We start from the raw sequence: 18,122 nt of genomic DNA on the forward strand, positions 1-18,122 counted from the left end.
AGTGCGCAATGGTAAGGTATTAGAAAGTATATGAAGTATTTTGTAACATTTTTGCAACGAATTCGACAGATTGGCGTACATACAAAAAACCAAGCTGCATAGGCTTGGCGGCGTTTATTTGCTTACCTTTCGAAAGTGCGAGCGGTGGCGATCGCTTGTCGGGTCGTCGCGCATTTCGAGTTCTAGGCCGGTCGTGAATCCGCCATCGCCCACTGAATGCTTAACTCGCTTGACGAGCCATGACTCGTCATCGATTTGAGGTTTGAAGCCCGACAGATAGACCGGCAGCTCGGGGTAAAGGTCAGGGCGGCCGAGAGCGAGCGTGTAATCGAGCGTCGCTTGACTGCGTTTCGTGCGGTTCAGCTCGGCCGATGCCGCCGCACGTGCCTCGGCTTCGGTGGCATACGTTTCGGGCAAAACCTTGATGCTGTGATTATTCTCCCCGCCGACAACAACCGACTTGCGTTTCGCTCGGCCGGTTGCATGGTAGTGCGCACGAACGCCCGCATAGTTCTCGCGCTCGGCAACGTGGTAACGATGCGAGTCGCCGCTCGCGCGCGTCAGCTCGATCGACTCGAGTTTTTTTCCGCTCGCGGTCGTGCCGTGTCCGATCGGCATAAAAAGCAAGTTTGCGTCTTTCACGTTCATCACCGCGTCGTAACGCTTCGCCAGGCGCGTGAGAAACGACATATCCGACTCGTGTGTTTGATCGATATGGGCGATCAATACCTTTGAAAGTGCGTCGGCGATCGCCGGCTTTAGGCTGTGTTTTCCGGCGATCTTTCGAACGATCGCGCCGAGCGTCTCGCCGTGCCAACTCTTTTCGATGCGCTCGCCCATTTCCTTAGTCATCGAGGCCGATCGCGCTCGAATGGTGAGCACGTCAGGGGCGCCGGCGTGCTCCACTTCGTCAACGGTGAAACTACCCTTATCGATCACGCCCGTATCGGACCAGCCGAGCGAGACGCGCAGCACGGCACCGCGCGGGGGAATTTCGAGCTTGCCGTCGCTATCGTCGAGCGTCAGGTCGAGCGTGTCGGCTTCGTCCGAGCGCGACTCAGACAAGCCCATGCTCACGAGACGCGGGGCGATCTTTGTCGTCAGGTCGCGGCCGTCGAGCGTGATATGAAATTCGGGTGTCGGTTGTTTCATGCCTTCGTCTCGTTCGTTTTGGTTTTGGTTTTGGTTTTGGTTTGCACGAGGCCATCGTCGACGCGCATGAGCGTGATCGTGAATTCGACGCGCCTCGGTGTGCCGTCCTTTTGGTGCAGCGTTTGCCCTTCGTCGAGGCCTTCGATAATGAAGGCGCCATAAACCGAGCCGGTGCCGTCGACCAGGGCGTAAGCGTCGCCGGCGTCCCCCATCGTGCGCAGCTCGGCGATAGACGCGAGCTTGCCGACTTGATCGGGCGCGATCCAGCCGGTGAGCGTGATCGCGTCATCGCCTGGGCCGTTGAACTGGCGGGCATTGCGAGCGCCGACGCGCGACGTGCTCGCATGCTTCCAGCTCGTGCGCCGTTGCAGCTCCTGGTAAGCGAGCGTCGACAGGCCGAATACGAATTGTCCGAGTGATGCCAGCATGTTTTTTTCTCCGCTTAGTCAGACAGACGCGAGGTAACGCGCGATTGCTTGGTGCGTTCGATCTTTTGCAGCTCGGCGCGCACCGCGTCGGCGATTGCCTTCGTATCGTTGCCACTGATTTGAAAAATGTAGGTGTCACCGCCGGCGGCCGATGCCCCGCCGGCCGAAATTCCGGGCGCCTGGCGGGCCGCGATCGGTCCTCGGGTGTCAATGGGTACGCTCGGTACGCCGAGCGGCGTGTCGGCCGCCTGGGCGCCTGGCATGGCGAATGAAGTCGCGGCGAGCGTCGCCAGGCCGACAGCGGCCTTTGCGATGCGGCCTTGTTCGCTTTCCATGCCGAGCGCGGCGCCCTGGGTGATGAACCCGCCCAGCTCGCCGAAAACGCGCGAGGGGCTATGAATGCCGAGCTTTTCCTTGAACCATGCGACCGTACTATCGGCCGCGCCCGTGATCGCCGCTTTGACCGCGCCGAGGCCGCTTGTGATGCCGTTGACCAGGCCGGCGATGATGTTCGCGCCAAACTCGGAAAACTTCGCCGGCATGTCGATGCCAAACCATTGCATCACGCTCGCGAACGCCTGGTAAAGCAGACCCATAGGCGACCAGTTCAGAAGCAACGCCCCGACGCCCGCCAGGCCGCCGGCGAACGCTTGTTTAACCTGGTCCCATAGGCCGCCGAAAAACGCCTTGACCGGCTCCCAATAGGTATAGATCAACAGGGCAGCGGCCGCGATCGCGGTGATTGCGAGGCCGATCGGATTCATCAGCATGGCGCGGCCGGCAAACATCGCGGCCGTGCCGAACATGCGCCAGGCAGTCGCGCCCAGGCCGAGCACGCGCGACAGGATGCCGCCTTGTATGCCGAGCGTCGACATACTGAATTTGACCAGGGCGAGCGGGCCGAGAATGCCGGCGAGTGCGATCGTCAGCATGCCGCCTCCGACCAGCAAGGCCGCCAGCGCAGTGAGCGACACGAGCACGATATTCGCGGTGGTGCTGTGCTCTTGCATGAAGCGGGTAAGCCTTTCCGTGAGGTTGGCCGTGATTTCCAGGCCGGCGTTATACATGGGTGAAACCTTGTCGCCGATTTCACGCTTAATGTTCTCCAGTTTTTTAAGCGCCTCGATTTCGTGGCCGTGCGTCAATGCTTGACCCTTGGCGTATCCCTCGTCGATGCCATCAGCGCCGGCGTTTAGCTTTTCGTTTTTGTGAATCTGGTCCTTCTGCATGTACATGGTCGTAAAGAGATTCGACGCGGTGCGATTCGTAAAAATCGTCGCGATCATGTCTTTAACCTTGTCCGGATCCGTGATGCCCTTGGCGGCCAGCTTCGGCAATAGAACCTTTTCCAGCCATTCGAGCGGCGAGGCCTTGAGCATGTCGCCACCGGCGAGCGCGCCGGGTTTGATTTGCTTGACCATGCCGATTTTGTTGAATTCGACTTTCTTCTTATCGAGCAAGTCGAGGTCCATCATTTGCCGAGCTGCGCGAACGGTCGTCTTGCCCTGGTAGACGTTGCTGTATGCGGACATAAGCCCGGTGCCGACCGCATGCCCGCCCATTTCCTGAATGAGCGGTTCCATCTGGTTATAAAACGCGTCCTTGCGCATTTGCTTTGCCGCAACGCCGCCCGTTTGAATGAACTGCATCCACTGGTCGCCGCCCACACGGCCGCCAGTGGCCGTGATGACTTTTTGAACCATGTTCGCTTCGTCTTTGAACGTCGCTTCGTCTTTCGTGCCGCCGCGCAGCTCGATCACCTTCAGCATGTTCATAAACTTTTCTTCGTTGGCGTGGCCGTCCTCGGCGCCGAACAAAGCTTCGTTTGCAAACTTCATTTTCGCCAGTGTAGGCATAACCATTTGCGCGTGATGCTCGTCCGCAAAGATGGTCATTGAATCGCGCATCAGCGTGAGGTTATCGGTCGTGGACGTGCCGTAAGACTTCATCGCCTTAACGTATTTCAGCGCGTCGGCCGTAGCGTGATCGCCCAGGCCGAGCGCCTTTATCTTCATCGCTTCGACTTCGAATTTCTTCGACTCGTCGAGCGTTTCGCTGATATCGCCGAGGATATGCGAGCCGGTCGCTTTCGCGGCATAGCCGGCGACCGCCATGTTTGCGGCCGTGCCTTGCAAGCGGTTCATTTTCCCGCGTGCGGCGCCCATACGCTTCTCACGTTCGGCGAGCTGGTCAAGCTTTTGCATTTGACCGGTCATCGTGCCGGTTGTCGCGGTGATGCTCGCGCGCAACTCGCGTTCATGCGCGGATAGGTTGCGGGTGCTGATTCCGGCGCCGGCGAGGCGCGTGCGCAGCTCGTCGACTTTGTTCGCTTGCTGCGCGTGTGCCTGGCCGAGCTGCGAGGCGGTGCGCTTCGCTTTCTCAAAGTCAGCGATCATTGCTTTACTCGGCGGGCCGAACGCACGCAAGCCGCCGGCGAGTTCCTTCGCCCTGGTTTGCGCGGTGTTCAACTCGCGCGCGGTGCCGGCCAGGCCGGTGCGCAGCTCGCGAAACGTGGCAACGTCCTTTTGCGCTTTCTTGAGCTGGCCGAGTTCGCCGCGTGTTTCCTTCAGCGATTTAGCAAGCCCCTTGTTACCGTTCATCAGCTCTTTGAGGGGCTTGGTTGCGTTGTCGACCATATCGAACAGCACGCGCAATTTCAGGTCATTTGCCATATCTATTCCGTTCCGTTGCGCACGCGGGCGCGTTCTCTCCACTCACTCAATTCGCCGAGCGTCAGCTCGTCCATACCGAACGGCGAACAGTGAAAGACGATCGCTATATCGGCCATCGCCTCTTCGACGCGATCGGGTAAGCCGTGCTCTAGCTCGCCCGCTTCGGCAGCAAAAAACCGGCAAACACCACGCCCAATTGCACCAGGTCGGCCGGGTCCAGCAAGTTCACGTCGAAAGCCGTCAACGTGGGCGTGGCGATGCGCGGCAAGACTTTGCCGAGGGCGTCCACGTCCAGATTGACCAGGGCATTCAGCGACGTGCCGCGCAGCTCGCCAGAGGTCGGCTTGCGCAGCGTGATCGAGTTGATGACTTGATCGCCGCGCGTAATCGGCGTATCGAGTTCTACAGTGTTCGGGTTGGCTTCTTCGGTGCCTTGTTCGATTGCTTGTTCGTTCATTTGATTTTCTCTGCAATGGGTTCGGGTGCTGATTGCTCGCCTGGCGTTCACCAGGCGAGCGAGGCGGGGTTAAACGTGGATGCCTGGCTTAGAGGCCGATAGCGTTGCGCAGCGACGCGAGCAAGTCCTCGCCGTTCACCTTTTCGACCATGTTGATAAAGTCGATTTCGATAATCGTCGTGCCGTTAATCGTCAGCTTGTAATAGCTGCACTGCGTCGAGACTTTGAACGCGGTATCGTCGGCGGCCTTACCGTTGCCAAAGTCGATTTCAGTGTGTCGGCCACGCACGACGATTTCGACGGCATCGGGGCGGGCCGAGTCCTCGGCCTGGTAGGCGCCCGCGAAACGGAGTTGCACGCCATCGTGTTTCATAATCCCGTACTGTTCGAGGGCCGAGCGCATGATTCCGCCGCACGTCCATTCGAGCACGATCTTTTCGTTACCGAAATCAATGCCGATCGGGCCATTCATGCCGCCGGCGCGATAGTCCTCCATCTTTCGCGTGAGCTTGGGCGGGGTCACTTCGGTGACTTCGCCGCGATAGTTCTCGCCGTTTTGAAACAGGTTGAAAGCCTTTAGCTTTTTCGGCAATGCCATGTTTTCTTACTCCTGGTTGAACCGGGTTAGGCCTGAATGCGCGAGGCGAAGTCGGCGAGGTAACGGTCGGTGATGCGCTGGCGCAGCAGCAGGTTTTCAATCGGCGGAACCGGCGTGTAGTCGTAATCGATGTAGAGCTTTCCGCTCTTGAGCGAGTCGACGGTGTTCGGTTCTTCGTCGTACCAGGCCGAGCCGCCGATCAAATAGCCGTTTGCGACCAGCTCGCGAAACTTCTGGTTGATGCTTTCGATCAAGTCACGAACAAGCGAGGGGTGCATGTCCTTATCGACGTATTCGAGATGCGCCTCGGCCATCGTGTCGGCGAGCACTTGCGCGGTGCGCGTGTAGTTCTCAAACGCGAACAACGGGTCAGACGAACAGGTGCGCGAACCCCAGAAGCGAAAGCCTTTACCCGGATTCACGAGCGTCGTTACGTCTTGCTCATTCAAATAGCCCGCATCCGTCGCCGGGTCTTGCAGATCGAAAAACACGTCTTGCGAGATACCCGTTACGCCATTGACCGGGACATTGGAAAGCGTCTTATGCCAGCCCGTTTCCTCGTCGATCTTGGCGCGCAGGCCGAGGGCCGCAGCGGTCGCCGGCAGCGTCGACGTGATGGTCGTCACGGTGTCGAAAGCGGTGAAGTCCGGCCAAATGACCATCACTTCGCGCTGTGCGAAGGTCTTGCGATAGGCGGTCGCTTCCTCTTTCGTCTTGGCGCCGTTGGCCGACACGTAGGCAAAGCCGCGCAGCTTTTGCGCGATCGATGCCAGTGCGACGGCAACTTCAGACGTATCGAGGCCAGGCACGCCCAGGATGCGCGGTTTAACGCCGAGCTTGGCTTGCGCGGCCAGCAACGCATTCATGCCAGTGTATTTGCCGTCAACACTAACGCCGCCGATGATTGCGGCCGAGGTCGCGGCCGCGTCCTGGGCGGCAGCGACACGCACGACGACACAAACCGGCTTCGTCTGTGCGGCGATCGCCTTGAGGGTCTTGCTCAACGTGCCGAGCTTGCCGGCCTTCGCCTGGGCCGAAATGACGTTCGTGATGAGCACAGGCGTATCGAGCGGGAATGCGAGCGGGTCGGCATCTTCAGCCGTCGCAACAAAGCCGACAACGGCCGTTGATACGGTGCGAATCGGGCGCGTGCCTTCGTTGATTTCGAGCACTCTTACGCCGTGGTGGTAATCCGTAGGCATGGGTTTTCCTATTCCGTAGAGGTGAGGGGAAACGGGGGCGGGGGCGTGTTAGTCGACGATTTCAGCGTCGGCGAACAGGTAACGATTCGGGTTGCCGATGGTCGGATCAGATCCATCGACCGGCGCAGCGGGTACGGGCTCCGCGAGTTGCGCCTCGCAGAAGGCGACGGCATCGGTGCCGTTCGAAGGAATGCCGGCGATCATCACGTTTGCCATGCCGATCGATTGCAAGTTGTCGCGTGCCGCTTGTTCATCGTAGAAACTGGCGATATCGATGAACGTGGTCTTTGCTTCCACGTCGACCGCATAGCGGCGAACCTTGTGGTATGACGCCGGCGTGCCGATCGATGCGATGCGGATTGTTTTTTTCAAAGGCATTTTGTTTTGCTCCTGGTTGCGTATGGGATTACTGCGGTAAAAGAGGCCAGTCGATCGACTTTGGAAAACCGGCCTGGCTCGTTATGTCGCGCAAGGCCTGGCGGTAGACGGCGTATTTCGCCTTCACCGCGTCCGGTATGTCTTGGGCTTGTGTCCAATCGGTTTGCGCGATCAACGCGTCGCGACGCTCGCGTGCGGCCATCGCTTCATAGGTGTCGCAATGGCACTCTTGATATCGGGCCTTCATCAGCTCGATATCCGGTTGCAAAACGTCCTTGTTCATCCATCGAAAAAGATAGGCATCGGCGCGTTGATTTCCGTCTTTGTCGAGCGGATGAGCGACGAGAAAATCGACGCCGTGCTTAAGTCCGAGTTCTTGCTCAATAGCGTGAGCGAGTTGATCGTGCGAAATCATGGTTATTGGTTCCTTAGCCAAACGACGCGCATATAAATTCGGTTGTTTCCGCCGACCGTGCGCAAGCCTTCCAACACCCAAGGGCCGCCGGCGTCCACCGTTACATCGGCGCCGGTCACTACTCCGGCGAGTTCGGAAACGCCGCTACCCCATTGCACTTGCGCGCTTTTCGTCGCGGCCCAATTGTTGTAATTGCTCGTGGTCATCAGCGCGCCGAGGTAACTGTTATCGGCGTATATCTGGTGATTCGCGCCATCCCAACTAATCGTCACCTTGGCAGTGCTATCGCAACAGACGTATCCGTATCCGCCGTTGTTATTGCCGTTGCGGATCGGGGCTTTTGAAGCGGCGTTGTTGTTGGCGTTGTTAGCCAGGTTGACGGCGGTGTTGGGATCGAAATTGCCCTCGTGAAAGAGGCGATATCGAACGTTGCCCATCGAGCGCCCGCCAACCGCCCATTGGTTGTCAGTGTCCAGGCCGAAATAGGCGGCAAATGAACCTTGGCGGTGAAACTGCATCACGGCCGACGCAGACTGATTGCCGTCATTGCCGATCGTGAGCGCTACGTTGTCGTTGTTTCCAGATTGGGAGATTCCACCAATGCCAGGGGGGTTAGCCGAACCGAAATACAGGCCCGTCGTGGTTTGACCGGTGCGATTGCGTAGATAGTCGCCGGCGGCCTGGTAGCTTCCCGCTGGTTGATAGTTGCCAGCAGGTTGATAGGCCGCAGGATTGAAGTTGCCGGCGTGCCAAACGCGATTAATCGCAGGGCCGGTGTACAGCTCGGCGCCCGGCATAACGTAACTGGTCCCGTCAAAATTAACGTACCTATTGCTGGCAGCGTTGAGAAACACGACGCCTGTATTCGGGTTCCCGTTCCATCCGCTTAAGTGCAGTCCGCCGCTATCGACAAACAGGTCGCCGCTCATGCGATCGCCGGTTTTGGCGACGCGCGTATTCGGGTCAAAGTTGCCGTTGTCCCAGGGTGTCAGGCCGCCCGCCCAATTCGGGCGAGCACGCGGCAACGAGAGCACGCCGGCATCGTTGAGTTGCAGGTTCCACGCGGTCAACGCTTGATTGAGGAAGCCGAGCAGCCCGCTCGCATCGGCGCGCATGCTGGCGGTGTAATTGCCGTTTTGAAACGCGAGGGTCGCGTTTGAGACGGTCGTGTTTCCCCTCAATATCCCGCCAGTGAGGTTTAGTTTTGCATCGAGCGCGGATTGCAGCCCGTCAACTTCGACGATCGTGTGACGGTGGCCGACATTCGATTTCGTCGCGAGTGCGGGGGCGAGGGCCGATTGCAAACCGGCCGGCGTTACTGCGCGTTGCGTGTCGGTGCCGGCGATCGCCTGGGCGTTCGTCGCCAATTGGACAACGCCTTGGCGATCGGTGGTCGCCGGCGGGTTCGTGAAGGTCGCATCGCCGAAAGATATTTGCGCCGTGTCGATCGACTTGAACGCCATATCGGCCGCGAGCAAAAGCATTGCCGCCGGCGATTTCTCCATGATTGGCGTGGCCTGGCTGTAGGTGCCAAACAGCACGCCGTTTTCGAAGTACAGGCCGAACCCGTAGAGCGTGTATTGATCGTCCGTATCGTCTTTGAGCGTGACGTGAATCATGTCGGCCGCGACGTTATCGCCGGCAAGCGTGGTAATGCGCTTGCGCTCGCCTGGCAGCACTTTGAGCGTCTTATCGGTCGAGTCAAAGGCGACGGTGCTCACGCCGATTTGCGTGACTTTGTGCGCAGCCGTGCCAGTGTTGCCGGGTGAGACGAGCGCAGCTCTACCGGCGTCGGTGACAGTAAAGAGATTTCCGGCCATGTTTATTGATCCGTGAAAGAAAGACGGCGATACAGGGCCGGCCGCACGGCGCCGACAACGCCGAGCGTTCCTTGCATGCCGAAACCCTGGGTGAATGAGTAGTGAGCGCGCACGGGCTTGGTCCGGTCGATTTCCGCGATGATGTCGGCGATAAACTCGGCGGTCGGGGCTTCGCCGGCGCGTGATCCAACAGTCAGAACAACGTCGAACGTTCCCGGCTTGCCCTTGGGTTGCATCTCGAACCATTCGCGCAGCGCAATGTTTCCGCCGAATGCGGCGACGACTTCGCGCACGGCCGTAGCAGTGCCGTTTTTGCGGGCGATCGAGATAGCGGCCTTAACGCGGGCGCGCTTCACTTGCTCGGGCCAATAGTCTTTCCACGCATCGATTCCCAGGTGCCAGGCGAGCCAGGGCAGCAACGCGAGCGGGATCGTGTCGGGGTTCATTAGCTGCGCGATCGGCGTCGGGATATCCGATATGCGGGCGTTGACCGTGGCGAGGTTGCGCTCGGTCGTGGTCGAGTTAGGGGCGAGTAGCTTGCTCATTCCGTGCCCCCGTCATAAACACCGCCGTCGATCAGCTCGATCAGCTCGCAATAAGCCGCTTGAGCTTTCGATACAGCAATGCCGCCGATCGGCGAAATGAGTTTCACCTTTTGAACGCCTGGCGCACGCATCGCCGAGAACAAACCATCCTCGGTTATTTCCATGCCCATACGGTGCATTTCGTCCGTATATGCGGCCGTCCGTTTTTGCGCTTCCTTGAGCACGACGGAGCGATCAGGGCCGGCGAAGAAAACGAGCGTGGCGCGCGCCTGGTAGCGCAGGATTTGCGCACCGCGTACCGTTACTTCGTCGGTCAACGGGCGCACGTTGTCGGCCTGCAGGGCGGCCGTTACCTTGTTGACCAGCTCTTGCGATGCGGTGCCGTCGCCTTCGCGCGACAGGATCGTGACGACGACTTCGCACGGCGCGGGACTCGTGGCCGAGGCATCGAGCACGCGGCCGTCAGTGTTCAACGCATGCGAGATATAGGCGCCCTCGGGACCAGCGACGGAATAGCCTTGCGGGGCGAGCTGCGTGCGCTTGCGCAAGTCCGCGTCTTCCTCATAGACGCCTTCAATGTCGTTTGCCGGGTCAGGTTCGACGATGGTGAGGCGCTTGATACCGAATAGGGCCGCTACCTGGTCTAGATCCTCTTTGACCGCGTAGGCGAGCATTACGGCGCGTGCGGCATCGTTGACGCGTTGACGTAAGACGACTTCCCGATATGTGCTTTCCTGCAATTGAATATTCATCGGCTCGGACTCAAGTTCGAGCGCGGCCGCGACTTCGGCTTGATCGTCGGCCGGATAGAGCGAGACGAGCCGCGCCTTGCGCTCGGCGAGCAACGTTTCGTAGTCGATGACTTCGACAACGGCCGGAACAGGTAGGCGCGAAAGGTCGATCGGGGTCGCGCTCATGCCGCACCGCCGTTCGTGAGCTGCACGCGGGTCGATACCTGGTCGCCCGATTCCGTTGTGGTGCCTTCAATGTCGAGCACTTGCACGCCAGCGCCCGTTTCGCTCACGTCCGTCGAGAGCTGCACGCGGGTGAGCCGCAAGCGGGGTTCCCATTGCATCAGCGCGGTTGCCACGGCGGCATAGAGACGCACGCGGGTCGCAAGGTTGTTCGGGGCGTCGACCAGGTCGGGCAGCTCGGAACCAAAATCGCGGCGAGCGATGCGTGTGCCGAGCGGTGTCGTCAGAATCTTTTCGATCGATTGATACAGGTGTGACAGGCCGAACGTTGCGCGCCCCGTCTTGGCATTCATTCCTTTCATATCGGTTCGCTCACTGGTTTGCCGTCGCCCTGTTCAATGTGCGAGTGATGAGCCGAGCTTTTGCCGCCGGCGATCACGTCATCGCTTACCGCGACGGTGCCGACGATGACGGCCGCAGGGCCGCCGCTTGCGCCGCTCTTTCCGCTCATGCCGTTCTCGAATGAAAACGGGCCTTTCACAACCATCGAGCGCGTAACTTCCACGTCCGCATCGAGCGTTACTTTGTCGGCCTTTACGTTGGCGGTTTTCGTATTGATATTCACCGCGTCGGGGGCGGTGACATTGACCGTTGCGCCGGCGGGTAAATCGACGTTGAGAATGTGAGCGGCAAAGTCGTATTCGACGAGCGCACCGTCGCGATATCGTCGAATGTGTTTATTAGGGTCGAGGCTCGGCGATTCGAAATCCTCGGTATAGAAACCGCGCAGTGCGACGGCTTGCGCCGGGTCGCCGCTCGGGCACAACAGCATCACGCCTTCGCCGATCGAGGGCGCAAGCCACTCGATCGTTTCTCCGGCACAAGGCACGAACCATTGAATCCAGTCGGTAGTTAAATCGCCGCTCTCTACGCGACACAACGCGCCGGACAGACCTATCACGGTGCCTTTGCGTATGCCGTTCAAAAATTGGCGTGTGGATTCGTTTGAGTTCATTCCCCAATGGTGCCGAGCACGCACGCGCGAGTCGACACGGCGCGGTTGTTCGCGCCTTGGGTACATAGTTAGAGAGCCGAATGATTATTTGACGATGTGTTTAAGCAACATATCGCGAATCATCTCGCGATCAGCGTCGCTAAATCCGACCAGCACACGGGCATCGTATTTGTGCTCGGGGCCGCCCTTTGCGACGCGATCGGTTAGGCCGTATTGGTGCACACGCGCGACGCGCGCAATGCGATCGGAAAACCCGACAGTCAGGCTAACCGCGTCCGATTCGGCACGCAGATATTTCGCCTGGCGCAGCTTCGCAAACATCGCCCCGTTTTTGATGCGGCCTTGTTTGCCGCGCAGCTTCTTTACATGCCTCGGCTTGCGGGGCGCATAAGCGCTACCGTCCGGGTTCTTTTGCTGCGCGATGCGTGCGGTTTGTGTGCGCCGCAGCTCGCGCGCGATATCGCGCAGCGCCGCGCGCCTGGCGGGCGCTTCGAGCTGGGCGAGCAAGCGCCCCGCCCAGGCTTCGAGGGCGCGCAGTTCATCCATTGCCGGCGAACAGCGTGTCGAGGGTCCATTCGGGCACAGGCTCGTCGATATGCGTGATCGTGTGCGCGCCGGCCTGGTCGGTGTCGACGATCACGCCCTCGGTGAGCGAGAGCTTGATCGACAGGTCAAACGTTGATTGCGTCAGGTGATCGACTTCGAAAGTGATGCCGTTCGCCCGCTCGTCGACGTTGGCGAGTAAGTCGGATTGATTGCGTTGAACCCAGGCCATCAGCGCGACGAAAATCGTGTCGGCGTCGCCGGCGAAGTCGAGCAGGATCGCATTGAGCACGAAACGATATTCGAACGACAGCGACGGCGCGGCCGTGGCGACGATGCGCCCTTGATCGATGAAAACGAGCAGCTTGTCGGGGTCATCGTTGAGCGAGGGAACGGCCGAGGCCATCGCCTTTCGAAAGCTGGCGGCCTTATTCATGGGTGCCGCCCAGGGCGCCGGCCAGGTCGTTCGCCTGGCAAGCGACAACCATATCGACGCGGGCCGCACAATCGCCCCAGGCAGCGCGCGCCACGTCGAGCGCGTGCGCCAGGTCGCCGTTACGGCGCGGCGACATTGCCGGCATCGTGCATGCCGTTACCGGCGCGCATTGTTGAAAGGAGGTCGGCGGTTCCGGTGAGCGCGGGGCTTGTGTACAGGCGCACAACGTCATCAGGGATAGCGCCATCAGCCCAGGCGCGCACGGTTTCGCTTTCATGCTTCAAAGCCTCTAGTTCGGTTTCACGAGCGGCCAGGTCGGCCGCGACGCCCTGGCGGGTGCGTTCGAGCTGCGCGAGCTGGCGGGCGTGCTCGCGCTCGGTTTTCTGTAACTGCGCGATCGTGGCGTCGCGCCGGTCGACCGTCTCTTGTGCCGTGCGTGCGGTGTCCTGGGCGGCCGCCAGGTCGCCGCGTAGGGCTTGGACATAGAACCAGGCGCCGACGAGCGCCAGGGCCGCCACGAGGCACGCAACCAGGCGAGCGGCCATCGCATTCATGCCGCCGCCTTTTCGCGCTCGGCATACTTCGCATACGCCTGGGCGAGCTTCGTGTCGTACATGTTGCGCGCGTAATCCGCCCCGTTGTAGCCCTTGGCGAAGGCCGCCCACTTCTTACCCTTCAACGCGGCCAGCAAGGCCGTGTCGGCCGCGATAAAGCGCACAAACGCGTCGAGGTGATCGCCTTCGCTTTGCTGCATGCGTGCGACGAAATCGGTAATGCTCGAATACTCCAAGCGCTTCCAGTTAAAGCCCAAGACTTGGAACGCGCCCCAGCTCGTCGACTCTTGCGCGGCGTCCGAGTGAATGCGTTCGGCCAGGGCAAGGCGCGAATATTCGGCCGCCCCGCCCAGGTATCCGCCGGCGGTGCTCGATACGATGTTCGGATATTTCACGGCGAGCGGCGCCGGGTCGATCTTGCGATCGGCCAGGGCTTTATAAAACTTGTGGCGCTCGAAAAGGATTTTCGGCCGGCCGTCAGGCAAGAAACCTTGTCCGCGTGATTCGACTTCATTCACGGCGCGCACACACGCGACAGACACGCCCAGGGTGCCGGCCGCTTTCACCAGGTCGGAATCTTTCAGGTGTGAAGGCAGCGCCAGGCCTGGCAGAGCGATAAGCGTTTTCGGGCCGACGATGCCGTCGATCACCAGGCCGCGAGCGCGTTGCAGCGCCATCACCGCGGATTCGGTTGCGTGGTCGAAAATGTGCGTCTCAATGACGGGAAAGCCCGCACGCGTGAGGCGCTTTTGCAGCAATGCAACATCGTCGCCTATATCGCCGTATCTCAGAATCATTGTTATTCGCTCCTAAGCAGGCGCGCGACATTGCCCCGCACGCCAAAAACGAGAATCGTAAAAAGGATCGCCCGCACGGCTTCGAATACGCCGATAGCTTTTGCGTGGATCGCCAGCTCGATCGCAGAGCCGCCCAGGACCACGAGCAAGAGCCATGCAAACCAGGCGACGTGATGCCGATAGCGCGCCCCGTCTCGGCGATAAGTGAGGATGCGAAACGCCGCGAAGGTGTAGGCGATCAGCGCGATCAATGCGAGAGGGTTGTGCATAGGTCAGCCCCTTTTGAACAACGCCAACAGGTCGAACGTTTTCACTCGCTCGATCAGTTGCAGCGTCACCGTGATCGCCAGCGCGGCCGCGAAGAAAGCAGCAACGCCCGTGCTCTTTATCGGCGTCCACTGCACGACATCAGACGCGGCCAGATATCCGGCAATGGTTGAAATCACCAGGTAGGCGAAACGCTTGCCGATCGATAGGTCTTTCGAGGTCACGACGACGAGCGCGGCGCCGGTGAATGCGCCGATCAGTGCATTTCCGTCGACGCCAGGAAACAAGCTGGCAATGCCGATGCTGGCCGATGCGACGGCGAGCGCGGTACTAGGTTCGGCCATAGCGGCGCACTCCTGGTTAATCCCAAAGTTTTACGGTTGAGATGGTTGGTTGATCGTTCGGTGCTTCTGGCAGGTCGACGGCTTGGCCGTGCGGCAATATCGGGCCGAGGTCGGCAAGCCCCGCATTCAATTCGAGCGTTGCCTCCACGACGCCACGCGTGCGGCCGTAGTGGCGATAGCAAAGGGAATCGACGGTATCGCCCTGTTGTGCATAAACGCGCATCAGATCAGCTCTATCGTTGTGCGCGAGAGGCCGCGCATATCGTTGATCGCGTGGCGCGCGTTGCGGCGATCGGCGTCGATCGTTGTCACCAGCTCGTCGGCATCAGCGGCGCCCGACTTCGTGCTATCGAAGTCGCGATATTTTTCGGTCAGGTCTGCACGGGCGAGGAAATAGACAGCGCGGCGATATCGCGCGAGCTGCACGCTCTCACCGCCGATTTTGTCGGCCGGCAGCTCGGCCAGGCTTGCGACGTTCGCGGCCTGGTGCGCAGCTCGCCAGGTCGACAGCTCGCGATTTACTTCGTCGATTGCGGCGATCACCGCATCACGCAAGCGGGCATGTGTCACGGTGCCGTCGAGCCGCACCGCTTCGCGCATGGCGGCCAGGTCAATAGGCGGAAACCAATCGATGTTTTCGACAATCAGCGACGCGGCCGGCGGGTTCGGTTCGGGGGTAATGCTCGGCGCGGCGATCGCGTTAAAACTCGTCATGGTTTCAGCTCGGAAAATGTGGGCGGTGGGCCGGCGTCGGAAATGCGTAACCGTCAGGCGTTGCATTTCGTCGGCCGGCGCCGCCCAGCCGGGGGGCTAGTTACGTGCGGTCGGCGGTATCAGCCGGCCGCATTGCTCGCTTTTTCAATACGAGCAATGTCTTGCTTTACGCCGACGCGCGAATCGAGTTCGAGCGCACGGCGTAGGTGTTGGAGGGCGAGCGCGCTATCGGTGCCTTGCACGGCGTAGCCGATCGCCTTGTGCATCTTGGCGCGCACCTGGTCGTGCATATCGGCCGGCGCGGTGAGCTCCGCGACTTCGCCGAGCTGCACGAAATCGATCGCAATGCCCTTTTTGAAATCCGCGAGTGCCGCCTCGGCGAATTCCTCGGCGATCGCGGTCGCGAGCGGCCGGTCGTATTGATCGGGCAAGGTCATTCGATGTTTGATTGCATACCGGGCGATATCGAGCGCGCCGGCGTAATCGCCCGCATCGATGCGCCAAATCATCACCGTCGTTAAAACGTCGTCTTGAGCGCCCCGCCCGCCACTTAATGAGCCGGTCACGTAGTCGACGTAATCGGGTAACAGCTCGTCGCGCTTTACCTTGATCTTTTGCTCGATCGAGGCAATCGATTTCAAGCGGCGCCGATCGGTCGACAGCTTTACAAGCATCAGCTCATAGGCGTTTGCGCCGGCAAGGGATTCGCCAGGCGCGGCCGAGGCCGCAGCTTGTTCGGCCGACACGCGTTCAAAATGGCGTTGGGCGGGGCTTTTCATCATTAGACCGCCGTGATGTTTTCGACCATGCAACCAGCGCCGAAATCTTCGACGACATACGCATCGTTGCTCGATTCGAAGTTCTCGATACGGTCGCGCTTGGCGTTGTCGACGATCGTGCGACGGCGTGCGCCCTCTTGCCAGTAGATCGACAAGTTATCGAGCCGTTGAACCATCATGGCGTTGGCCGGGAAGTAAGGAACGGACACGGCCGGCAAACCGCCGATGCGCTTCTGACTCACAATCATGTCGGCCGCCGCTTGCTCGGTCGGCTTGTTGTCCTGGTTGAGAATCGGGAAATACTTATCGTGCAACAGCTCGCGGCCGCAGATCACGACGAGCGCCGTATCCTCGCGGTGCCATGCGTCGACCAGGCTATTCACCGCGTCATACACCAGGGCGTCGAGGTTGGCGTAATCACCGCCGGCGCCGACTTGCACCTTACCGGCCGCCTTGCCCTCGGCCATCACGCGAGCCGCAGCTTGATCGCGATACGCTTGCAGCCATCCGATATTCACGTCTTGCAGCAACGGGTTTGCGCCGCGATTGGACGTTGCCGCGCGAGACTTGCCATTGAAACCGATCGTGATGCGATCGAGCGCCATGCGTTGCACGATCGCGTCGCGCAAGCGGGTTTGAAAGTCCGCGAATTTCGCCCAGGCGTCGAGCTTCGCATACGGCACATGCGAATCGAAGTTCGTTTGCGAGGCGAAATACTTGTGCGAGTCGATATCGGTCGGGTCGGTCGTTTCGCGATCTTTCACCTTCGTGTCGGTCGTGCTCGCGATCGGGCCGCCGATGCCGAGGCCGAGCTTTTCGCCCTGTTGTTCCGATACCGGCATCACGTTGATTTTCGACAGGAAGGTGCTCGATTCCTGCATGCGCGTTTCAAGCTTTTGTTGCACGCTCGGGTCGACCGCAAACTTAGCGGCCGCGCTCGGCACGCCGTTGAGCTGCGCGATTGCTTCCAGGTAGGCATTGAAAGCGAGGCGGGTTTTGTTCTGCATGTTGTGTGTTACTCCAAGGGTCGAGGAAGTGCCGAGGGGGTCGGTTTAGCAGTCGGTTTTGATTTCGGCGTTGGCGCCGGTTGCCGCCGGCCGCAGGGGTTGGCCGTTGCCGGTTGTCGAGAGCTGCGTTTGCAGCTCCGCGAACGCTTGGCGATCGCGCTCGCCGGCGGCCGTCAGCTCGGCGACGGTCTCTTGCAGGGCGGCCAATGTCGCCGCCTGGTCGTTGCCGTGCGTGGCGATCGCTTCGACCGCTTGCGTTACGTCAGCGAATCGCGTGTCGTCTTTGGCGCCCTTCTCTTTCGCCAGGCCGAGCAGCTCGGCAACGCGAGCGAACAGTGAGGGCGCAGCCGGCGCCGGTTCCGCTTCCAGCTCGATCACCGTTTCGTCGGCGACCGTAAAGAGGTTCGTCGGGCTTACCTTGCGACTCGCGAACGGCGAGGCGGCCGGGTTTTGAGCTGCGAAAGAAAGGATTTCAGTTCCGAGGCTCGCGGGGCTATCGGTCACGGCCAGGCCGATCAAATAGGCTTGCTTGGTGTCGGCGAAAGACGGGTCGACTTCGCACGAGGTATAGATTTTTTGCTTTGCCTTCGTCAGTGCGACGAGTTCGGGCGTCGGGGCGATTTGCGCATAGAGGCCGAGCTTTCCAGCGAGCACGCCCGTTTCGTCGCGGGTTTCGAGTGCGAGCACGTCGCCGTATGCCTTGAACGGACCATCGGGAATGATGCCGCGATAGTGTTCGAGATTCAGACGTGCGCCGTACAGCTCGGGGCTGTAGTTCTTCGCCATTTGCGTGAGCCATTCGCGCGAGATGTTGCGGCCGTCCGTGGTCGCGCCTTCGACAGCAATGCGGAAAAACTTCGTTGCCGCATGCTTCACCGTGTCGGCGTTCGCGCCGGCCAGTGCAACGGAACCGATACCCAGGGCGCCCAGGCCATGCGCAGCGAAATCGATTGGTGCAAGTACGGTGCTCACGGCGAGCGTGGCCGCGTGTGCGTCCATCGTGAAAGCGAACGCGATCGCCGCAACGGCGAACGACATAAGCGACAGCTTGCGAGATTGCATCGTTAGGTCTCCAACAGGGTTAT

At 60.3% G+C, this 18,122-nt stretch carries 26 protein-coding genes; all 26 read right to left on the bottom strand.

What is annotated here, in order from left to right; all coding sequences use genetic code 11:
• Positions 1–114: 114 nt before the first annotated feature.
• Positions 115–1,152, bottom strand: coding sequence for a phage late control D family protein (locus ABH944_RS12150; RefSeq protein WP_062084938.1), 1,038 nt, complete (start codon positions 1,150–1,152; stop codon positions 115–117).
• On the bottom strand, positions 1,149–1,580 hold the full coding sequence (locus tag ABH944_RS12155; RefSeq protein ID WP_404606158.1) for a phage tail protein: 432 nt from the start codon (positions 1,578–1,580) through the stop codon (positions 1,149–1,151). The genes ABH944_RS12150 and ABH944_RS12155 overlap by 4 nt, the downstream gene beginning before the upstream one ends.
• 14 nt (positions 1,581–1,594) lie before the next feature.
• Complete coding sequence (locus ABH944_RS12160) at positions 1,595–4,252, bottom strand: phage tail tape measure protein (protein WP_404606159.1); 2,658 nt, start codon at positions 4,250–4,252, stop codon at positions 1,595–1,597.
• A gap of 2 nt (positions 4,253–4,254) precedes the next feature.
• On the bottom strand, positions 4,255–4,368 hold the full coding sequence (locus ABH944_RS12165; RefSeq protein ID WP_075643893.1) for a GpE family phage tail protein: 114 nt from the start codon (positions 4,366–4,368) through the stop codon (positions 4,255–4,257).
• 32 nt (positions 4,369–4,400) lie between these two features.
• Positions 4,401–4,709 (bottom strand): phage tail assembly protein, encoded by a 309-nt coding sequence (locus ABH944_RS12170; protein WP_062084935.1) that lies wholly within the window; start codon positions 4,707–4,709, stop codon positions 4,401–4,403.
• A gap of 88 nt (positions 4,710–4,797) precedes the next feature.
• Complete coding sequence (locus ABH944_RS12175) at positions 4,798–5,307, bottom strand: phage major tail tube protein (RefSeq protein WP_062084934.1); 510 nt, start codon at positions 5,305–5,307, stop codon at positions 4,798–4,800.
• A gap of 26 nt (positions 5,308–5,333) precedes the next feature.
• Positions 5,334–6,509 (bottom strand): phage tail sheath protein, encoded by a 1,176-nt coding sequence (locus ABH944_RS12180; protein WP_062084933.1) that lies wholly within the window; start codon positions 6,507–6,509, stop codon positions 5,334–5,336.
• Positions 6,510–6,557: 48 nt separating this feature from the next.
• Positions 6,558–6,887, bottom strand: a complete 330-nt coding sequence (locus tag ABH944_RS12185) for a hypothetical protein (protein WP_062084932.1) — start codon at positions 6,885–6,887, stop codon at positions 6,558–6,560.
• A gap of 28 nt (positions 6,888–6,915) precedes the next feature.
• A complete protein-coding gene (locus ABH944_RS12190) occupies positions 6,916–7,302 on the bottom strand; it encodes a tail fiber assembly protein (protein WP_197500209.1) in 387 nt (128 codons plus the stop codon).
• A 2-nt stretch (positions 7,303–7,304) separates the two neighbouring features.
• On the bottom strand, positions 7,305–8,921 hold the full coding sequence (locus tag ABH944_RS12195; RefSeq protein WP_404606161.1) for a hypothetical protein: 1,617 nt from the start codon (positions 8,919–8,921) through the stop codon (positions 7,305–7,307).
• A 203-nt stretch (positions 8,922–9,124) separates the two neighbouring features.
• A complete protein-coding gene (locus tag ABH944_RS12200; RefSeq protein WP_404606163.1) occupies positions 9,125–9,667 on the bottom strand; it encodes a phage tail protein I in 543 nt (180 codons plus the stop codon).
• Positions 9,664–10,584, bottom strand: a complete 921-nt coding sequence (locus ABH944_RS12205; protein WP_404606164.1) for a baseplate J/gp47 family protein — start codon at positions 10,582–10,584, stop codon at positions 9,664–9,666. Before ABH944_RS12205 ends, ABH944_RS12200 begins: the two co-directional genes overlap by 4 nt.
• Complete coding sequence (locus ABH944_RS12210) at positions 10,581–10,943, bottom strand: GPW/gp25 family protein (RefSeq protein ID WP_404606166.1); 363 nt, start codon at positions 10,941–10,943, stop codon at positions 10,581–10,583. Before ABH944_RS12210 ends, ABH944_RS12205 begins: the two co-directional genes overlap by 4 nt.
• Positions 10,940–11,596 carry a phage baseplate assembly protein V gene (locus ABH944_RS12215; protein ID WP_404606168.1) on the bottom strand — a complete coding sequence of 219 codons (657 nt, stop codon included), beginning with the start codon at positions 11,594–11,596 and terminating at the stop codon, positions 10,940–10,942. Before ABH944_RS12215 ends, ABH944_RS12210 begins: the two co-directional genes overlap by 4 nt.
• Before the next feature lie 84 nt (positions 11,597–11,680).
• On the bottom strand, positions 11,681–12,142 hold the full coding sequence (locus ABH944_RS12220; RefSeq protein ID WP_404606169.1) for a phage virion morphogenesis protein: 462 nt from the start codon (positions 12,140–12,142) through the stop codon (positions 11,681–11,683).
• Positions 12,135–12,575 carry a phage tail protein gene (locus ABH944_RS12225; RefSeq protein WP_062084925.1) on the bottom strand — a complete coding sequence of 147 codons (441 nt, stop codon included), beginning with the start codon at positions 12,573–12,575 and terminating at the stop codon, positions 12,135–12,137. The genes ABH944_RS12220 and ABH944_RS12225 overlap by 8 nt, the downstream gene beginning before the upstream one ends.
• A complete protein-coding gene (lysC, locus tag ABH944_RS12230) occupies positions 12,568–12,807 on the bottom strand; it encodes an Rz1-like lysis system protein LysC (protein ID WP_231937058.1) in 240 nt (79 codons plus the stop codon). Before lysC ends, ABH944_RS12225 begins: the two co-directional genes overlap by 8 nt.
• Entirely contained in the window at positions 12,695–13,129 is a 435-nt protein-coding gene (gene lysB, locus ABH944_RS12235) for an Rz-like lysis system protein LysB (RefSeq protein WP_063977786.1), read from the bottom strand. The genes lysC and lysB overlap by 113 nt, the downstream gene beginning before the upstream one ends.
• On the bottom strand, positions 13,126–13,926 hold the full coding sequence (locus ABH944_RS12240; RefSeq protein ID WP_404606172.1) for an N-acetylmuramidase domain-containing protein: 801 nt from the start codon (positions 13,924–13,926) through the stop codon (positions 13,126–13,128). Before ABH944_RS12240 ends, lysB begins: the two co-directional genes overlap by 4 nt.
• A gap of 2 nt (positions 13,927–13,928) precedes the next feature.
• Positions 13,929–14,195, bottom strand: a complete 267-nt coding sequence (locus ABH944_RS12245) for a phage holin family protein (protein ID WP_062084922.1) — start codon at positions 14,193–14,195, stop codon at positions 13,929–13,931.
• A 3-nt stretch (positions 14,196–14,198) separates the two neighbouring features.
• Entirely contained in the window at positions 14,199–14,537 is a 339-nt protein-coding gene (locus tag ABH944_RS12250) for a putative holin (protein ID WP_062084921.1), read from the bottom strand.
• Positions 14,538–14,553: 16 nt separating this feature from the next.
• Entirely contained in the window at positions 14,554–14,760 is a 207-nt protein-coding gene (locus ABH944_RS12255; RefSeq protein WP_062084920.1) for a tail protein X, read from the bottom strand.
• Entirely contained in the window at positions 14,760–15,251 is a 492-nt protein-coding gene (locus tag ABH944_RS12260) for a head completion/stabilization protein (RefSeq protein WP_404606174.1), read from the bottom strand. The genes ABH944_RS12255 and ABH944_RS12260 overlap by 1 nt, the downstream gene beginning before the upstream one ends.
• Positions 15,252–15,370: 119 nt before the next feature.
• Positions 15,371–16,030: a phage terminase small subunit gene (gpM, locus tag ABH944_RS12265; protein WP_404606471.1), complete on the bottom strand. Its 660-nt coding sequence runs from the start codon at positions 16,028–16,030 to the stop codon at positions 15,371–15,373.
• Positions 16,031–16,032: 2 nt separating this feature from the next.
• Positions 16,033–17,037 (bottom strand): phage major capsid protein, P2 family, encoded by a 1,005-nt coding sequence (locus ABH944_RS12270; RefSeq protein ID WP_404606175.1) that lies wholly within the window; start codon positions 17,035–17,037, stop codon positions 16,033–16,035.
• Between the two features lie 45 nt (positions 17,038–17,082).
• The gene (locus ABH944_RS12275) at positions 17,083–18,099 is read right to left on the bottom strand and encodes a GPO family capsid scaffolding protein (RefSeq protein WP_404606177.1); all 1,017 of its coding nucleotides are present in this window, start codon (positions 18,097–18,099) and stop codon (positions 17,083–17,085) included.
• Between the last annotated feature and the right edge of the window lie 23 nt (positions 18,100–18,122).

The organism is Caballeronia udeis, from assembly GCF_044909315.1.
Classification (GTDB): domain Bacteria; phylum Pseudomonadota; class Gammaproteobacteria; order Burkholderiales; family Burkholderiaceae; genus Caballeronia; species Caballeronia udeis_A.

Excerpts from the sequence above, each read along its gene's own strand:
- ABH944_RS12150 (WP_062084938.1), bottom strand. The coding sequence starts at position 1,152 with ATGAAACAACCGACACCCGAATTTCATATCACGCTCGACGGCCGCGAC.
- ABH944_RS12155 (WP_404606158.1), bottom strand. The coding sequence starts at position 1,580 with ATGCTGGCATCACTCGGACAATTCGTATTCGGCCTGTCGACGCTCGCT.
- ABH944_RS12160 (WP_404606159.1), bottom strand. The coding sequence starts at position 4,252 with ATGGCAAATGACCTGAAATTGCGCGTGCTGTTCGATATGGTCGACAAC.
- ABH944_RS12165 (WP_075643893.1), bottom strand. The coding sequence starts at position 4,368 with ATGGCCGATATAGCGATCGTCTTTCACTGTTCGCCGTTCGGTATGGAC.
- ABH944_RS12170 (WP_062084935.1), bottom strand. The coding sequence starts at position 4,709 with ATGAACGAACAAGCAATCGAACAAGGCACCGAAGAAGCCAACCCGAAC.
- ABH944_RS12175 (WP_062084934.1), bottom strand. The coding sequence starts at position 5,307 with ATGGCATTGCCGAAAAAGCTAAAGGCTTTCAACCTGTTTCAAAACGGC.
- ABH944_RS12180 (WP_062084933.1), bottom strand. The coding sequence starts at position 6,509 with ATGCCTACGGATTACCACCACGGCGTAAGAGTGCTCGAAATCAACGAA.
- ABH944_RS12185 (WP_062084932.1), bottom strand. The coding sequence starts at position 6,887 with ATGCCTTTGAAAAAAACAATCCGCATCGCATCGATCGGCACGCCGGCG.
- ABH944_RS12190 (WP_197500209.1), bottom strand. The coding sequence starts at position 7,302 with ATGATTTCGCACGATCAACTCGCTCACGCTATTGAGCAAGAACTCGGA.
- ABH944_RS12195 (WP_404606161.1), bottom strand. The coding sequence starts at position 8,921 with ATGATTCACGTCACGCTCAAAGACGATACGGACGATCAATACACGCTC.
- ABH944_RS12200 (WP_404606163.1), bottom strand. The coding sequence starts at position 9,667 with ATGAGCAAGCTACTCGCCCCTAACTCGACCACGACCGAGCGCAACCTC.
- ABH944_RS12205 (WP_404606164.1), bottom strand. The coding sequence starts at position 10,584 with ATGAGCGCGACCCCGATCGACCTTTCGCGCCTACCTGTTCCGGCCGTT.
- ABH944_RS12210 (WP_404606166.1), bottom strand. The coding sequence starts at position 10,943 with ATGAAAGGAATGAATGCCAAGACGGGGCGCGCAACGTTCGGCCTGTCA.
- ABH944_RS12215 (WP_404606168.1), bottom strand. The coding sequence starts at position 11,596 with ATGAACTCAAACGAATCCACACGCCAATTTTTGAACGGCATACGCAAA.
- ABH944_RS12220 (WP_404606169.1), bottom strand. The coding sequence starts at position 12,142 with ATGGATGAACTGCGCGCCCTCGAAGCCTGGGCGGGGCGCTTGCTCGCC.
- ABH944_RS12225 (WP_062084925.1), bottom strand. The coding sequence starts at position 12,575 with ATGAATAAGGCCGCCAGCTTTCGAAAGGCGATGGCCTCGGCCGTTCCC.
- lysC (WP_231937058.1), bottom strand. The coding sequence starts at position 12,807 with ATGACGTTGTGCGCCTGTACACAAGCCCCGCGCTCACCGGAACCGCCG.
- lysB (WP_063977786.1), bottom strand. The coding sequence starts at position 13,129 with ATGAATGCGATGGCCGCTCGCCTGGTTGCGTGCCTCGTGGCGGCCCTG.
- ABH944_RS12240 (WP_404606172.1), bottom strand. The coding sequence starts at position 13,926 with ATGATTCTGAGATACGGCGATATAGGCGACGATGTTGCATTGCTGCAA.
- ABH944_RS12245 (WP_062084922.1), bottom strand. The coding sequence starts at position 14,195 with ATGCACAACCCTCTCGCATTGATCGCGCTGATCGCCTACACCTTCGCG.
- ABH944_RS12250 (WP_062084921.1), bottom strand. The coding sequence starts at position 14,537 with ATGGCCGAACCTAGTACCGCGCTCGCCGTCGCATCGGCCAGCATCGGC.
- ABH944_RS12255 (WP_062084920.1), bottom strand. The coding sequence starts at position 14,760 with ATGCGCGTTTATGCACAACAGGGCGATACCGTCGATTCCCTTTGCTAT.
- ABH944_RS12260 (WP_404606174.1), bottom strand. The coding sequence starts at position 15,251 with ATGACGAGTTTTAACGCGATCGCCGCGCCGAGCATTACCCCCGAACCG.
- gpM (WP_404606471.1), bottom strand. The coding sequence starts at position 16,030 with ATGAAAAGCCCCGCCCAACGCCATTTTGAACGCGTGTCGGCCGAACAA.
- ABH944_RS12270 (WP_404606175.1), bottom strand. The coding sequence starts at position 17,037 with ATGCAGAACAAAACCCGCCTCGCTTTCAATGCCTACCTGGAAGCAATC.
- ABH944_RS12275 (WP_404606177.1), bottom strand. The coding sequence starts at position 18,099 with ATGCAATCTCGCAAGCTGTCGCTTATGTCGTTCGCCGTTGCGGCGATC.